Below are 14,795 nucleotides of genomic sequence, written 5' to 3' on the forward strand. Positions count from 1 at the left end.
ACAGCTCCTTTCCATATCTTATCTTCTAAATAACTTTTTAAATACTTTCCCACCGATGATAGACGCATAAGCAAAGGCCGGCTTTGGATCCTTCCAGTCCCAAATGGCGTATGCTTTCGGTTTGAACAGCGATTTGAACACCTGACCCACGGTCAATTGCTTTGTTTTGATATAGTCACGTACAGCAAGCATATCTTCATATCCATACCAGAACACACGGTTTGTATTCTCTTTCAGCGCACTAGGAGGCTGAGGTGAGCCTGTTAGCTCCATATAGGTGATGTAAGGAATGTTCATTCCTACCTTATAAAGCAGATTGTTCAGGTTCGTGATCCGGCAGTTAACCTCGATCAAGTAAAATTTACCCGTCTCGGCATCCTTTTTGAATTCAATTTCGGCAAAACCCTTCCAGCCCATCTTCTCCAGGAATGGTGCACCGATGTCGTATAGCTCTTGAACGTATTTTTGTCCAGTATAGACTGAAGCGCCGAAGTTGATAGGATATTGACGGAACTTTTGGCATGTAACCCAATTCGTAACCTTGGAGTCCTGATTCAGATAGGCATCGAACGTATGCATGTGATCGTCGAAGCCGGGGATGATACGTTGTACGATGACTTCCAACCCTGCATCCGCTGCCTTATTGAGCGCTTCAACAAGTTCTTGCTTGTTGTGCACTTTAAACAGCTTGCGGCGAAACTTAGCTACAAAGGAAGGTGAATCCGTTGGCTTGACGATACAAGGAAACTTGATTGTCGACTCAATCTTCTCGAAGAAGTTGTCTTCGTTTACACGAACCGTCTCCGGCACGTTCACTCCGTTTTCCTCAGCAAGCCGATGAAGAACCTCTTTATTCATCATTTTGGTATAGAGACCTTGTTCGGAGTTCGGAATAAGATAGTATTCTCTCAACTCATCCAAATGCTCGTCAATGATTTCAACATAGGAATCATGACATGGTATAAGAACTGGAGGAGAGCTTTGTTTACGGGCATAATCAATTAAAAATCGGATGAAAGATTGTGTTTCTTCCTTATAATGTGGAGCGATCAATCTTTCCGAAGTGTACTTTGACTCCGCACCGTAAGCATGTTTATTTGAATAGTCGACAGCGACCGTATGAATGCCATGAATGCCCAAGCAGCGAATCGTGCTCAGACCAATATAATAGTTACAACCTAAAATTACCACTTTGTTGTTCATGAATGCACATCCCGATACAGTATTTTAAGAGCATATCAAATAATAATAATACTTCTTCATTACATAGATTACAAATAGATTTGATTCATTGGGAGATTTTGTTTTGGATAGTGGTTCCTAGTTTTTCGGTCAAAAATAAATAACAGTATTCCGAATTCATGATATATTGATAGAAGTTACGATGCATGCTGAATTAAATGCGAAACGGTAGTTTGCTTTAATTACGAACAGGGGTAGAGGTGCTAACCGAATGAAGGCTGTGCCTAAATATTTCGTAGTATGGATCAAAATTGTACTGCTGGTGGTACTTCTTCTATTGTCGATTCCACTGAACGTCGAGGGACGTGAAGCACACACGTTTGTCCCTGATTGGCAAGTAAGATGGGATGTACAAGGACCGGCAGCGGTGGTATCCCCAGCTCAAGTGAAAAATTCTCCGGATTGGGTCAATCTTAAACACCAAGAAGAATTTTCCAGACCTGAAGATGCTTTATCCGCCTGGTTTCGAGTGGCCCTTCCCGAAAATGTATGGAATTATCCAGCTCTTCTGCTCGATGAAGTGGAGGGTCGGGACGTTCGGGTTTTCGTGGAGGAGGAACCTATTTTTGAATCCCACCGCAAATATATGTATACCAACCATCGTTTGCTGCTTCCGGTTCAGCGGGGGGATATGGGAAAGACACTTTACATATGGCTTGAAACACCGATGGATTCGAACGGTATTAAAGGTAGCATGAGCATCGGAGAATATGAGGATCTGCGAGGAAACTTCATCCGGAGGGATCTGGGTGACTTTGTCATGGGCAGCACTTTTCTCTTTATTGCCATAGTCATGTTTTTTAGCTGCTTCTTTTTGCCGAGACAGCCAAGGACAACATGGTTGTCTCTTAGTCTGGTCATTTGCTCTTACGGAATTCTTCTTATTACGTATTCACCGTTTCTGTATACTTTCTATGAAGAATACGGAAGGGTATGGGTCACATTGTTTGATATGTCTCTGTTTATCCTGGTTCCTTCGTTAATATTTTATTTTGAGAAAATATACGGACCAGGTCCATTTGGCTTAATTCGTTATATGAAAAAATTCCAATTGATCTACTCTGCATTTTGTTTTGCATTCCTTATCGTCAATCAGCTGAACAGTAACCAATTCTATAATGCTTACTACCTGGTTTCGGCTCGCATACTTGGGCTTATTATGATCCTGCAGATATTGCTTCTGGTAGGAACTACGATCACTTATGCGGCTAAACGGAACAAGGACGCATATATTTTTTCTGTAGGGTTCAGTTTACTGGCCGCTACAGCTTTGGGGGATCTGTTGACTTTTTACGTGAATAACGGCAACTACCATTTCTTTCTTTGGAAGTGGGGCGTGCTAGGATTTATAGTATCCCTAATCGTCATGCTGGGTCAGAAATTTATTCGCAGTCATGAAAAAGTAATTAAATATTCGAAGAAACTGGAGTTGTTTAATAACGAGCTGCAGCGCTCTGAGAAAATGGAGATCATCAGTGAGCTTGCAGCTTCCGTTGCTCATGAGGTCCGCAATCCCCTGCAGGTGACGAGAGGGTTTATGCAGCTACTTGGAGAGAGGTCGAGCCCGGATCAGCAGGAATATTTAAATCTGGCTCTTAATGAGCTGGATCGCGCTTCAGGGATTATTACCGATTTTCTTACCTTTGCCAAGCCTGAGTTGGAGCAGGTAGCGAAAATAAATTTGTCTGATGAGCTGCGGCATGTTACTGGGATTTTATTACCTCTGGCCAACATTGGCGGCGGCACGATCCATCTGGAAGTACCCAAAACGATACACATTCTGGGTAACTCATCAAAGCTCAAACAAGCGATGATTAATCTCGTCAAAAATAGCATTGAAGCTCTTGATGGAGAAGGAACGGTCAAGATATGGGCTTATACAGACAAGGGAGAGGCTGTTATTCATGTTCGGGATAACGGAATCGGGATGGACATGCAAGAGCTTTCCCGTCTCGGAGAACCCTATTTCTCTAACAAAACCAAGGGAACCGGGCTCGGATTAATGGTAACTTTTCGAATTATTGAAGCAATGAAAGGAAGCATCTATTTTACAAGTCATAAGGGTATTGGTACGGAGGTTGTTATCAGTATACCTGTGGCACCGCCTGAAGAAGAGATGCATTCACTACAGATAAACGATGGGGATACGGAATAAAAAAGACACCATGAGGTGTCTTTTTTTATGTTATTGCGTACATATCAGGAATAATTTTTCAAATTTCGGAAATTTTGCAGGTGATTTTGATACGTTTATCGAATCTATTTCAGAAATAATTCAGAAACACATATTCACAGTTAATCATGTAAGGTCGCCTATAATCTACGGTTGAGGTGTACGATGAAGTTTACGATGAAATTCAGGGTGCTTTTACTGTTTATTTTTACAGCAGCTCTATTATATTGCGTTTCTGGCACCGCACATGGAAAATCGACAGATGCCTTGAACATTACGGACTGGTCTATACTATGGAGCGATTCCGCAGGAGATTCATCAGAGTCGGTGCCTTTGAATGTCCCGGCTGATGAGTGGCAGCCTGCTGCTTCCAAAATTTTGAAACCACCTTCGGCAAAAGCGGTATGGATCAAGATGGAACTTCCTGCTGTGGATACCTCAACCCCGAGCATTTTGCTTGATAAAATTTACGGTAAAGAGATCTCGATTTTTGCTGATCAGGTGAAACTGTATGAATCCAGCCGTGCTTATAACTATAAGAGGAACCAGATTTTTCTGCCCTTGTATGAAGAATTGACAGCTGAAAATTTGTATATACGGGTCGTAATGTCAAAAGATTATGTAAACATGCAGGATAGAGCATATGTAGGGGATTTTCATACGCTGCTTACCCGCTTTGTTAAAAACAATCTGGTGGACATTGTTCTTGGCTGTACCTTTATATTTATCGCATGTGTAATGCTGGTCTGGTCGATATTTTTAAATAGGCGCTACATGGTAAGTGTGTTGTCCTTATCCCTAGTCATATTGTCTGTTGGGATACTTGTATTTACTTATTCCCCCTTCCTTTATACGTTATTTGAGAATTACGGCAGGCTGTTTACACAGCTTTATGACATATCTTTACTGATTCTGCTGCCTTCCTTCAGTCTGTTTTTCGAAAAAATGTTCGGTCCAGGACAAAATGGACTGCTTCGAAAGCTGCGTAAGTTCCAAATGGGGTATTCAGCTTTTTGTCTTCTGTTCCTGTTGTTAAATTACCTGTCGTCCGACCGTTTCAACGAAATGTATTACTTTTTTTCTGTTAAGGTGCTTGGATTTATGATGATCATCCAATTTATGCTTTTATTCGTAAGCTCGATGGTATATGCGGTTAAAGGGAACAAGGACGCTGTGATTTTTAACATCGGCTTTGCTATATTTGCAGGTATCAGCCTGGGCGAGTTGATCCGTTTTTTTGTAAGCGGAGGTGATTACCATCTTTTTCTGTGGAAATGGGGCGTAGCTGGATTCATAGGGGCTTTGATCATTATTTTGGGACGAGTCTTTGCACAAAATCATGAACAGATTATAAAGTACTCTAAAGAGCTAAAAATGTTTAACAATGAGCTGCAGCGCTCAGAAAAGATGGATATCATTAGCGAATTGGCTGCATCGGTGGCGCATGAAGTGCGTAATCCACTTCAAGTGACTAGAGGATTTCTGCAACTATTAAGTGGAAAATCCAAAGCTGCAGAGCGTGAGTATCTGGATATGGCAATGATAGAGTTGGACAGGGCATCAGGCATTATTACGGATTTTCTTACCTTTGCCAAACCTGAATACGGTAGAGTTGCGGTATTGCAAGTGTCAGACGAGTTCAAGCATATTGAAGGAATACTGGCACCACTGGCTCATTTGCAAGGAGGCAAAATTACGTTAGATATCCCGGAAGATATTTGTATCCAGGGGAATTCATCCAAGTTTAAGCAAGCACTTATTAACATTATCAAGAACAGCATTGAAGCATTGGATGGAGAGGGTCAAATACATATTCGGGCATATGTCGTGCAGGAACAAGTGTTTATACATGTAGAGGATGATGGGGAGGGGATGAACGCCGAGGTACTTACTAGACTCGGTGAGCCATATTTCTCTAATAAAACCAAAGGCACCGGTCTGGGGTTGATGGTTACATTCCGGATTATTGAGGCCATGGAAGGAAGCATACATTACAGCAGCAAAAAAGGAGTGGGGACGGAAGCCGTTATTACGCTTCCCGCAGCTGGCAGTTAATGCCTGGTGCTGCGGTGGCGGACGGCTCGTCCCCACTTCTTTGTGTACAGAATTATAATGTGAACATGTATTCTTTAGGATACATTATGTAGTCATTACCAGATGGCTTTTTCCTTAGCCTCGGATTTGATCACTCCGGATGGGTTTGGTGGGATGACGAGATACAATTCGTTCGATTGCTCCTCAACAGTTCTAATCTCGATGTGGTCGGGAATCCATACGCCAAGAACCTCTTTAATGGCGGATTTCGGATCACTAAGCAATTTTGCCTTAAAGCTTGGATCCTCCCATGCTTTTTGAATCAACTGTGTTTGAAAGATGGCTTCTGTCGTCATTAGAATCACCCTTTCGAAATGGTTATTATTTACTTCTCAAGAATACCATGGAATAAATATAAAATCTATTATATTTTGTTTAATAAAGACAAATAATAGTTCAATCCACCATGCTGCAGCATTTTACGGCCGTTTTCGATGTTTCCCGCTTCTGAGATAAGTTCGTCTACAAGCGTTTCATGAAATGATATGACGTGAGGGGCATCCATGTTTAAGCTAAGGAGTTTCAAATGAGTAGTGGATGCGATACTTACATAATGGCCCAGTGCTTCGTGAAGGTATACAGCACGATGTACTTCTTCGACGGATAGCGTATGGCTGCGGGGGAGGTTGTATTCTGACTTGATGAGAGATAGCAGACAGTTGTAGCTTCCGTCAGATAAGTCCTGTTCCCAGTCAGCCCAATCGTCCATCATTTGTAGGGTGAGAAGGACGTTGTTCATGAGATCGGTTGCCACAGGGACGAGGTCGTGGCGGTCAGCAAGCAGCAGTGCAGCTGTGCTTCCAAGCTTAACAGGTGCGGCTTTTTTGGCAATCTGAATGGGGTCATGTTGAAAGTAATCATGCTGACTCTCGTAAATGACACCTTCGGACCATTCTTGAATATAGGTTCTATAGTAGGTCCAGAACGGTGTCTCAGCAGGGAAAAACTGCAGGTATATACTTATGAATTCCGCGTGAAGAAGGTTGGCCAGCGCCAATTGATTTTTCCACATACCCGGGGTGTAATGGTCTGGCAGGGTATCCATAATATCATCTTGAATGAAGAAGTAGAGCATTCCGAAGATGTTGGCGGTCGAAAGACTGTGATACACGCTTGAAGGAAGGATGGTTAGGTCTTTCATCCAGAAGGGGAGAAGATAACAAATGTAGTTTTTGGCACTGCCCTGCTGAAATACATCAAATTTTTGCATATACTGGAGTCCGATTTGGTTCAGAGGGGGAGGGAAATTAGCGATTCTGGCGCCGCATTCCGCAAAAACGTCGGCTAAATCTTTCTCATACGGTTTAAACCAATCCATAGCATCACCAGCCTATTAAAATTTTTAACGTCTACCCGATGTAAATATGCCAGCTTGCTATCTTATATTATCACAAATCCCTATTCAGTTAAATATTTACAAATACTATGGATAAAAAAAGACCTGCCAATATGGCAAGGTCTATGTGTCATTCCACTACGATTTTGCGTTCCGCGGCGAGTGTTCTAAGATCTACTAAAATACGTTCTTTCTCTGATGGAGGAAGCTGGAGCTGCAAGCCATATTCAAACCGGGTGGAGTCTTGAGCCCGCTGCCATTGAATGGTCGCCGGACACAGAATCGGTGTTTCAGTAAGAGGAAGATGAAGTTTCACCACCACTTGGTTAGTATCAGCATGAAGATTTAAGCCGGAAACAATTTTGCAGCCGCCTTTACTCAGATTAATGAGTACTGCTTCGGCGGGCTTACTGCTCACAGGAGTTCCATTAAATTCTGTCAATTCGAGCAGACAAGGATGGGGCTCAGTAAATAAGTAACGAAATGGTTCTTTTCGAAGATTCAATGATCTTCCTCCTAAAGTGTTCTCATCAATGACTGTCTCGATTATATCGGAATCGGTATGGTAAATCTATCCTACTGAAGCATGATCTCTATGTCCCCAATATCGGAACGCTCAGATAGCATGAATATCGTTCATGAGGGAATTCACAAACGCAATAAAGCCCTCGACAACAAATGTCAGGGGCTTTATAACAGTGTTCTACTTAAATATATTGCAACCCTTCCGTGTACGGCAGCGGGATCGGGCGAAGCGTAAAGCCATGAGCTACTGTATCGGTGGCTTCTGCTATTGTCGTTCGGTGAGGAGATTCTGGATCAAATAGAAGTGAAAGAAGTCCCTCATCATCTAATATGACGCTCTCCCCGCCTTGCTTAAATAAATAAGGTCCGTGGTCGCCTTCAGCCTGCAGAATGCCTGCTGCTTCCTCAGGAAGCATAGGGGCAATCTGACGCAGAAGCTCGCGGCCATTAACGAGATAAAGCGTTCCGGAATTGCGCATACTTTGGACTGCAGAGCCTGCTGCTTCCAACAAGCCTGACAGCTCTCGGTCTTGCCATGGAAGCGAAACGATTAGCTCTTGCAGGCCGTAGCGGTCAAAAGCCTCAGATAACAAGTATGCGGCAGCCTCGTCATGTCCGGCCCATTCGATTAGCGTTGCTGGTCTGGAAGGCGTCATCGTAGTTCCTGGTACACCGATTATGGCGAAGGCAACAAGAGTACCGTTCTGCTCGGCTACGAGAACTTTCTGCTCTAGCTGGATCACATTCGAAAAGGCGCTTGCCCCAAGAAGCTTATCCAGATCATTTGCAGAGCTAACATAAGCGGCTGTACGTTTCTCGATTAATCCATGGACTTTGAAAATATCATCCGGTGTCATCTCGCGAACCTGATATGGACCCTGCAGCTTGCCTTTTAATTGAAGGGCATCCTGAGTTGTCAGGCGATATTGCATGGCACGACCGAAGTGTCGGCAAGATGCACGAGTATAAAGAGACCGGGCTCCAGAAATGAAAATAAGGGATGCGCCTGAACGCTCGGCATGGGCCTTGCATTGATTCAGCAGCTCTCCAGCTAACCCTTTTCCGCGGCTGTCGGGGTCCGTACAGACAGAACCAATGGAAAAGGTCTTCAGCATAGCAGCTTCAGTACGGATCGTAAACGGGACAAGGCCCATAAATGCAGTTACCTTGCCTTCAGCATCAAAAGCTCCATAGGAATGACTGATGCCGGGTTCAAAAATCATAGGAAAGGATTGTCCCATGGACGGCTGTTCCGGTTGCTTTAGAAAGATATGGTCTGACAATTCCACGGCTTGGTTTAAGGATTGGGCTTCCATTAATTTAATGTTCATGGTAGCTTGATGCCTCCCTTGTCTTTCTTTTTATAAATACAGATATCTCCAGTATAATATCCGCAGCGGCCAACGCCAACAAACGATTTCAAAGAATTGATCGACTTGTCCCGTCTTTTTTAGGGTAATATATAGCAAGTCTTCAAGTCGGAGGGATGAACTTGTTAAGCTTTGTTGATACTGTCATATTGGTGTCTGCGCTGCTCTTGTTAACGGGTGTGCTGACGACCAAGTTCTCAGCCCGGTTTGGAATGCCGGCACTGGTTCTGTTTATTGCTTTGGGCATGATATTAAGCCGTTACGTTTATTATGATAATGCGGAGATCACGCAACTGGTCGGGATTTTTGCTTTGATTGTCATCCTATTTCAAGGGGGAATGCAGACCGAGTTCAAGGAAATCAGACCGGTTTTGGGGCCTGCTTTATCACTGGCTACGGTGGGCGTTCTGCTGACAACGACAGTCATCGGGCTCTGCGCTACCTACATACTGGATATATCTCTCGAAAAGGGTTTGCTGATCGGTGCCATTGTTGGCTCGACTGATGCGGCAGCCGTTTTTTCTGTCCTTGGTGGTTTGAATATTAAGGAGAGAATAACTTCAACACTTGAGGCGGAGTCCGGGAGCAACGATCCTATGGCTGTTTTTCTGACGGTTTCCTTAATCGAATGGATTAAAGCCCCGGATATCAGCATTGGCGGCATGATCCTGTCGTTCTTCATGGAGATGGGTCTCGGCCTCGTTGTCGGAATTCTGGTCGGATTTCTGGCTGTATATATTATCAATCGGATTAATTTTGATTCTTCCGGACTTTATCCCGTCATGGCGCTTGGTTTTGCAATATTGACGTATGGCGCTGCCGAGCTGATTCATAGCAGTGGACTCCTGGCCGTTTATGTTATGGCCTTGGTGCTTGGAAATACAGAACTGACATACCGGCGGACGATTCTTGCCTTTAATCAGGGATTTGCCTGGATGATGCAGATTGCGATGTTTGTGCTGCTGGGTCTGCTCGTATTCCCAAATCAACTGACGAGCATTGCTTGGCAGGGCTTGCTGCTATCTTTGTTGCTTATGTTTGTAGCCCGTCCTATGGGTGTGTTACTTAGCTTGTTGTTCACGAAGTTTGCATTTCGTGAAAAGATGATGATCGCCTGGGCTGGACTCCGGGGAGCGGTGCCGATTGTACTGGCGACTTATCCGCTTATCGCTGGGATCGAGGGAGGACAGATGTTTTTTAATGTCGTGTTTTTTGTCGTTCTGACCTCAGCGATTATTCAAGGGACTACGATTTCTCCATTGGCAGTTAAGCTGAAGCTGATCGAGAAGGATAAACCGCAGGCACCGTCCTTGTTGGAGCTATTTGCATTGGGGAAGGCCAACTCCGAAATTAACCATGTTCAAGTTCAGAACAATATGCCGGTGATCGGACAGGAGATTCAGAATCTGAATCTTCCCGATGATATTTTGTTTACGGCGATCATCCGTAAGGACCGGATCATTACGCCGAAAGGCAACACGATCCTTGAACAAGGAGATACCGTATATGTGATGAGCCCTAAAACAAAGAGGGAACAAATGAAGTCGATTTTCGGGTTAACCGGGTCCGGCTTGGAAAAATCATAGTTTGGCTGTGTATGATCTATTTCACAGCGCGTTCCTGTGTGCCAACATAACATTTGGGTATAAATTGGGCTCTAAATCTTCATCCTAACTTCATCTGAATAATGCCAAACTCTTTTGCTAATGCAGATATAGTATGATATACTCAATACAAGGAATTAGAATAAGTCTAAATATAATAAATTGGAAAAGGGGTATGTTGAAATGAGTAACCTGACTAAAGATGTACAAACAACAAACGATCTGAATGCTGTATTGAATACACAGCTTGCAAACTGGAGTCTGCTAGGAGTAAAGCTTCACAACTATCACTGGTTTGTTAAAGGTCCTCAATTCTTCACCTTGCATGCAAAATTTGAGGAGCTATATAATACCGCTGCCGGTTATGTGGATGAGATTGCAGAGCGGATGCTCGCCATTGGTGGTAAACCTGCAGCAACGATGGCTGAATATTTGAAGCTTGCCACCATTGAAGAAGCTTCTGGAGAGACTAGTGCGGAGCAGATGGTTGAACGTTTGGTCGCTGACTTCCAAGTGATTGTAGAGGGATTGAAAGCTGGTATTGAATCTGCAGGTGAACAGGGTGATGATCCAACGGCTGATCTGATGACAGGTATGATGACCGAGGTGGAGAAGCAGAACTGGATGCTCAGCGCGTTTCTGGGAAAATAATAGTGTTTTTCATGAAGGATCATGAAGCCGTCCATTTGGACGGCTTTTTTTATAAAAGTATAGACTTTGGAGTAAACTACATCCTTATCTCGCAAGAAAAACTACCACTTAGTGTGGTCTGCCTTCTTGAGGTACGTCGATAAACGTTTTTCTTATAAAAAATAATCGCGTCATTCTTGGAACTTGTGCGTATAACCTTCATAGACAAATAAGGGGGATAGAGAATGAACGATATGGAATCAAGGCAGTATCTGGAATCAGAGCTGGAGACGATAAAAAAATGGGAAAAAGAACAGAAGGACGTTTTCTTTTGGGAAAAAATCGGACGGATTCCGTTTATGCTTCTGGACCGGCTAACCCCGAAAATAGTCCGCGATAAAGTGGGTGAAGCGCTGAATGAAGTTGGCGGTTTCATTCAATCCGGAGGTAAGTATCTCGTAAGGAAGAAGTCGGTTTTGATCATACTGACTGAGACAGCCGCACATGGGCGCGAAGGAATGGAAAGCTCCCTTGGAGCAGAACGCAGCGCCGGCGGTAAGGCAGAGGATGATACCACGAGTGGCAGCGATACTTCTGCAGAACGAGTGCTGTCCTTGAGGGAGGCTTCCAAGCTCCCTATTGATGTAATGGATACGGTTGCTGATGGCATTACAGTCAAGAGGGTTAAGTTCGCTGCTGCTCAAGGAGCCGCAACAGGAATTGGGGGCATATTTACGATGGCTGCTGATATACCACTCGTATTGGGACAGTCTCTGAGGGTGCTGCAGGAAATGGCGTTGTGTTACGGATATGACCCTGACGACCCGCGGGAACGCGTGTTTATTGTCAAGTGCCTGCAGTTCTCATCGGCTGACATTGTCGGTAAGAAAGCAGTGTTGGAGGAACTGGCGGCATTTGATGATGAGAGCAATTCGGATCAGGTATTTTCGCAGATTCAGGGCTGGCGTGAAGTAGTGCAGTCTTACACGGACAGCTTCGGTATGAAAAAACTGTTTCAGCTTATACCGATTGCCGGTATTGTTTTTGGCTCCATCAGTAACAAAGGTACGATCGGAGATGTAGCCGAGGCAGGGAAAATGCTGTACAAAAAGCGCAGAGTCACCCGGCGGCTGAAAAATATAGAATCCCCCCTTTAGAAGAATAAAACCGGAGCTGCCTACTTAGCATGCTCCGGTTATTGGTACTAGCGGTTATCTACTTTTTCAGGGTACATATCGTGGTTCATTAGACGATGTGCAGCCACTTCCTCGTACTTCGTACCTGGGCGGCCATAGTTGCAGTATGGATCAATGGAGATTCCACCGCGTGGAGTGAACTTGCCCCAGACTTCAATATATCGAGGATCCATCAACTTAATCAGATCGTTCATGATAATATTAACGCAGTCCTCGTGGAAATCGCCGTGGTTTCTGAAGCTGAACAGATACAGTTTCAGTGCCTTGCTCTCAACCATTTTGATATCCGGAATGTAGCTGATATAGATTGTGGCGTAGTCCGGTTGGCCTGTAATCGGGCATAGGCTCGTAAACTCAGGGCAGTTGAATTTTACGAAATAGTCACGGTACGGATGTTTATTATCAAAGCTTTCAAGTATGCTTGGGTCGTATTCAAATTGATATTTGGTACCTTGATTACCGAGCAGAGTAATGTCTTCCATTTCATCGCGCTGTCTTCCAGCCATATTTTCAAACTCCTTTATTCGCATGTTTTCGTTGTTCAGAATGGATTTATACGCCCCGTTTGTTGCTCCACACCAAGGTATGAAGCTGAGGCAGTACCCGAACGTCATTCAGACGGTCGGATTGCATCACCGCATCAACGAGACGTTCATAGCGCTGAAGCAATCCTGAGATGTGTGAAGACGCTTCGGATGTTGTACTTACGTCCGGGTTTCCCGTTTGCACATAGAAAGGGACATTCGGGTAGCGTTCGTGAACGGTCTCGGCGTAAGCAAGATCGAGATCATCAAAGATGACGACTTTAAGACTGAAAGAGCGTCCAGGCGCACGTGCTGATAGCCGGGAGATCATATCGTCAAGCTTGGTCCAATCGGTATTCATCCCTGAGCTTGGCGGCTTCGGCGAAATGGTCACTTCGTCAATGTCAATGAGCCAATCCTGCCAACGTGAGCCTTGAGTCTCCACAGCTACGGTTATTCCATGGCTGTGCAGGACATTTACTAATCCATCGAGCTGGGACAGTAGTGCCGGATTTCCTCCGGAAAGTGTAACATGATCAAAACGGTCGCCCCCCAAGCGGAATAACTCCTGCCAGATTTCTTCAGGATTCATGCGGGAAATCGAATCGGTTCCACTGCCGTCCCAAGTAAACGCCGAATCACACCAGGAACAGCGGTAGTCACAGCCAGCGGTGCGAACGAACATCGTCTTGCGGCCAATGACCATTCCTTCTCCTTGAACGGTTGGTCCGAAGATTTCCATGACGGGAATCGGTCGGTCAATAACGCCCGCAGCTGCCGAACTTCCGGAAGAAAGCTTAGCCGGAGAAAGTGTTTCGCTGTTACTCATGTTCCATCCACTCCCGTCTAACTTCAGCATAACTGGTCGGTGTTTCGTAGAGCCGTACGAATTCGGTTCGTGTCTCCTGCTGTGCAAAGGATTCTAGCTGTATTAGAGCCAGTTCCATTTGTTCATAAAGCCAAACGACCATGTTTTCGGCCGTTGTATTCATCGGGGGCAGTGTTTCATTCAAATAACGGTGATCCAGAAAGGGCTCAATTGCGGATTTCCAGATCTCTTTGATTTGTCCGAAATCAATGGTAATTCCGACCTCGTCCGGTTTTCCACTGATTCCGAATACAACTTTATACGTATGTCCGTGCAGATTTTTGCATTTACCCTCATATGCGTGCAGATGATGGGCCGCGTCAAAAGTGAATTCCTTGGAGACGAGCACACGCTTACGGTGGTAGCGAAGGCTTCCGGTATCGATATCTTCACCCAGTTTCTGCAGTTGCTCTACAATGCGAAAAGCTCCAGGTTGACGGGTCATTACTGAACCCCTCCTTTAATCTGTAACGTCCGGCGGCTCAAATATTTGTCCAGTCCGGCCTTTCTGAGCTGGCAGGCAGGGCATTCGCCACAGCCGTCACCTTTAATCCCGTTGTAGCAGGTTAACGTGTTCTGACGCACATAATCCAGTGCATTCATCTGATCGGCCAGCTCCCATGTATCGGCTTTATCGAGCCACATGAGAGGTGTATGGATAACAAATGGATAATCCATTGCTAAGTTAAGTGTTACATTCAGTGATTTAATGAAATTGTCCCGGCAGTCGGGATATCCGCTAAAGTCGGTTTCACATACGCCGGTAACCAAATGTCTGGCACCGACCTGCTTGGCGAGCACAGCCGCGAAACTGAGAAACAGAAGATTGCGTCCGTCAACAAATGTGTTCGGCACACCATCATCACCTTCTACAATTTCCATATCACTGCGCGTTAACGCATTTGGCGCAAGCTGATTCAAGAGGCTCATATCAAGCACAGTTTGCTTGACGCCTTGTTCTTCGGCAATTTGTGCCGCACATTGTATTTCATATTTGTGTCGCTGTCCATAGTCAAAGGTCACGGTTTCAACCTCGGCAAACTGTTCTTTTGCCCAAAACAGGCAAGTAGTGCTATCCTGGCCGCCGCTGAATACGACAACCGCTTTTTCATTTTTAAGCATACAAAAAACCTCTCATTCTTCATATAATAGCAGGCAGCAAAAGGCTGGCCCGAAGAAGAAAGAGAAGTTCTTGAACTGAGTCCGTAAAAAAACAAGCCTTATTATATAAAA

Annotated in this window: 14 protein-coding genes; 5 read left to right on the forward strand and 9 right to left on the reverse strand. The window is 44.6% G+C overall.

Translation table 11 applies throughout. From position 1 onward, the window contains the following. Positions 1 to 18 precede the first annotated feature (18 nt). The gene (locus MNQ98_RS06720; RefSeq protein WP_241932501.1) at positions 19 to 1,203 is read right to left on the reverse strand and encodes a carboxylate--amine ligase; all 1,185 of its coding nucleotides are present in this window, start codon (positions 1,201 to 1,203) and stop codon (positions 19 to 21) included. A gap of 250 nt (positions 1,204 to 1,453) precedes the next feature. Here MNQ98_RS06720 and MNQ98_RS06725 point away from each other — a divergent pair, with 250 nt between their 5' ends. Both MNQ98_RS06725 and MNQ98_RS06730 read left to right on the forward strand, forming a co-directional pair. Beyond that, positions 1,454 to 3,397, forward strand: coding sequence for a sensor histidine kinase (locus MNQ98_RS06725; RefSeq protein ID WP_241932502.1), 1,944 nt, complete (start codon positions 1,454 to 1,456; stop codon positions 3,395 to 3,397). 183 nt (positions 3,398 to 3,580) lie between these two features. Next, positions 3,581 to 5,470: a sensor histidine kinase gene (locus tag MNQ98_RS06730; RefSeq protein ID WP_241932503.1), complete on the forward strand. Its 1,890-nt coding sequence runs from the start codon at positions 3,581 to 3,583 to the stop codon at positions 5,468 to 5,470. A 95-nt stretch (positions 5,471 to 5,565) separates the two neighbouring features. Here MNQ98_RS06730 and MNQ98_RS06735 read toward each other — a convergent pair whose 3' ends face one another. The 4 genes from MNQ98_RS06735 to MNQ98_RS06750 form a co-directional block, all read right to left on the reverse strand. Next, on the reverse strand, positions 5,566 to 5,805 hold the full coding sequence (locus tag MNQ98_RS06735) for an NHLP leader peptide family RiPP precursor (protein WP_241932504.1): 240 nt from the start codon (positions 5,803 to 5,805) through the stop codon (positions 5,566 to 5,568). 68 nt (positions 5,806 to 5,873) lie between these two features. Beyond that, positions 5,874 to 6,827: a hypothetical protein gene (locus tag MNQ98_RS06740; RefSeq protein ID WP_241932505.1), complete on the reverse strand. Its 954-nt coding sequence runs from the start codon at positions 6,825 to 6,827 to the stop codon at positions 5,874 to 5,876. A gap of 148 nt (positions 6,828 to 6,975) precedes the next feature. Then, complete coding sequence (locus MNQ98_RS06745; protein WP_241932506.1) at positions 6,976 to 7,350, reverse strand: PilZ domain-containing protein; 375 nt, start codon at positions 7,348 to 7,350, stop codon at positions 6,976 to 6,978. 202 nt (positions 7,351 to 7,552) lie between these two features. Next, a complete protein-coding gene (locus MNQ98_RS06750) occupies positions 7,553 to 8,701 on the reverse strand; it encodes a GNAT family N-acetyltransferase (protein ID WP_241932507.1) in 1,149 nt (382 codons plus the stop codon). A gap of 155 nt (positions 8,702 to 8,856) precedes the next feature. Here MNQ98_RS06750 and MNQ98_RS06755 point away from each other — a divergent pair, with 155 nt between their 5' ends. The 3 genes from MNQ98_RS06755 to MNQ98_RS06765 all read left to right on the forward strand — a co-directional run bounded on the left by MNQ98_RS06755 (position 8,857) and on the right by MNQ98_RS06765 (position 12,131). Next, on the forward strand, positions 8,857 to 10,326 hold the full coding sequence (locus MNQ98_RS06755; RefSeq protein ID WP_241932508.1) for a potassium/proton antiporter: 1,470 nt from the start codon (positions 8,857 to 8,859) through the stop codon (positions 10,324 to 10,326). Positions 10,327 to 10,527: 201 nt separating this feature from the next. Continuing rightward, entirely contained in the window at positions 10,528 to 10,995 is a 468-nt protein-coding gene (locus MNQ98_RS06760; RefSeq protein ID WP_208915409.1) for a Dps family protein, read from the forward strand. 224 nt (positions 10,996 to 11,219) lie between these two features. Continuing rightward, on the forward strand, positions 11,220 to 12,131 hold the full coding sequence (locus tag MNQ98_RS06765) for an EcsC family protein (protein ID WP_241932509.1): 912 nt from the start codon (positions 11,220 to 11,222) through the stop codon (positions 12,129 to 12,131). A gap of 47 nt (positions 12,132 to 12,178) precedes the next feature. On the opposite strand, the gene queF is transcribed toward MNQ98_RS06765, so the two are convergent. From queF to queC, 4 genes are read right to left on the reverse strand one after another with little or no spacing between them, the layout of a single operon-like run. Then, on the reverse strand, positions 12,179 to 12,676 hold the full coding sequence (gene queF, locus MNQ98_RS06770) for a preQ(1) synthase (RefSeq protein ID WP_208915407.1): 498 nt from the start codon (positions 12,674 to 12,676) through the stop codon (positions 12,179 to 12,181). 46 nt (positions 12,677 to 12,722) lie between these two features. Then, a complete protein-coding gene (gene queE / locus MNQ98_RS06775; protein ID WP_481856726.1) occupies positions 12,723 to 13,523 on the reverse strand; it encodes a 7-carboxy-7-deazaguanine synthase QueE in 801 nt (266 codons plus the stop codon). Further along, positions 13,516 to 14,007 (reverse strand): 6-carboxytetrahydropterin synthase QueD, encoded by a 492-nt coding sequence (gene queD / locus MNQ98_RS06780; RefSeq protein WP_241932510.1) that lies wholly within the window; start codon positions 14,005 to 14,007, stop codon positions 13,516 to 13,518. Before queD ends, queE begins: the two co-directional genes overlap by 8 nt. Beyond that, positions 14,007 to 14,684 carry a 7-cyano-7-deazaguanine synthase QueC gene (gene queC, locus MNQ98_RS06785; RefSeq protein WP_241932511.1) on the reverse strand — a complete coding sequence of 226 codons (678 nt, stop codon included), beginning with the start codon at positions 14,682 to 14,684 and terminating at the stop codon, positions 14,007 to 14,009. The genes queD and queC overlap by 1 nt, the downstream gene beginning before the upstream one ends. Between the last annotated feature and the right edge of the window lie 111 nt (positions 14,685 to 14,795).

Source organism: Paenibacillus sp. N3/727, from assembly GCF_022637315.1.
GTDB classification, from domain to species: domain Bacteria; phylum Bacillota; class Bacilli; order Paenibacillales; family Paenibacillaceae; genus Paenibacillus_AQ; species Paenibacillus_AQ uliginis.

Excerpts from the sequence above, each read along its gene's own strand:
- MNQ98_RS06750 (WP_241932507.1), bottom strand. The coding sequence starts at position 8,701 with ATGAACATTAAATTAATGGAAGCCCAATCCTTAAACCAAGCCGTGGAA.
- queD (WP_241932510.1), bottom strand. The coding sequence starts at position 14,007 with ATGACCCGTCAACCTGGAGCTTTTCGCATTGTAGAGCAACTGCAGAAA.
- MNQ98_RS06730 (WP_241932503.1), top strand. The coding sequence starts at position 3,581 with ATGAAGTTTACGATGAAATTCAGGGTGCTTTTACTGTTTATTTTTACA.
- MNQ98_RS06755 (WP_241932508.1), top strand. The coding sequence starts at position 8,857 with ATGAACTTGTTAAGCTTTGTTGATACTGTCATATTGGTGTCTGCGCTG.
- MNQ98_RS06725 (WP_241932502.1), top strand. The coding sequence starts at position 1,454 with ATGAAGGCTGTGCCTAAATATTTCGTAGTATGGATCAAAATTGTACTG.
- queF (WP_208915407.1), bottom strand. The coding sequence starts at position 12,676 with ATGGCTGGAAGACAGCGCGATGAAATGGAAGACATTACTCTGCTCGGT.
- MNQ98_RS06740 (WP_241932505.1), bottom strand. The coding sequence starts at position 6,827 with ATGGATTGGTTTAAACCGTATGAGAAAGATTTAGCCGACGTTTTTGCG.
- MNQ98_RS06720 (WP_241932501.1), bottom strand. The coding sequence starts at position 1,203 with ATGAACAACAAAGTGGTAATTTTAGGTTGTAACTATTATATTGGTCTG.
- MNQ98_RS06760 (WP_208915409.1), top strand. The coding sequence starts at position 10,528 with ATGAGTAACCTGACTAAAGATGTACAAACAACAAACGATCTGAATGCT.
- queE (WP_481856726.1), bottom strand. The coding sequence starts at position 13,523 with ATGAGTAACAGCGAAACACTTTCTCCGGCTAAGCTTTCTTCCGGAAGT.
- MNQ98_RS06765 (WP_241932509.1), top strand. The coding sequence starts at position 11,220 with ATGAACGATATGGAATCAAGGCAGTATCTGGAATCAGAGCTGGAGACG.
- MNQ98_RS06735 (WP_241932504.1), bottom strand. The coding sequence starts at position 5,805 with ATGACGACAGAAGCCATCTTTCAAACACAGTTGATTCAAAAAGCATGG.
- queC (WP_241932511.1), bottom strand. The coding sequence starts at position 14,684 with ATGCTTAAAAATGAAAAAGCGGTTGTCGTATTCAGCGGCGGCCAGGAT.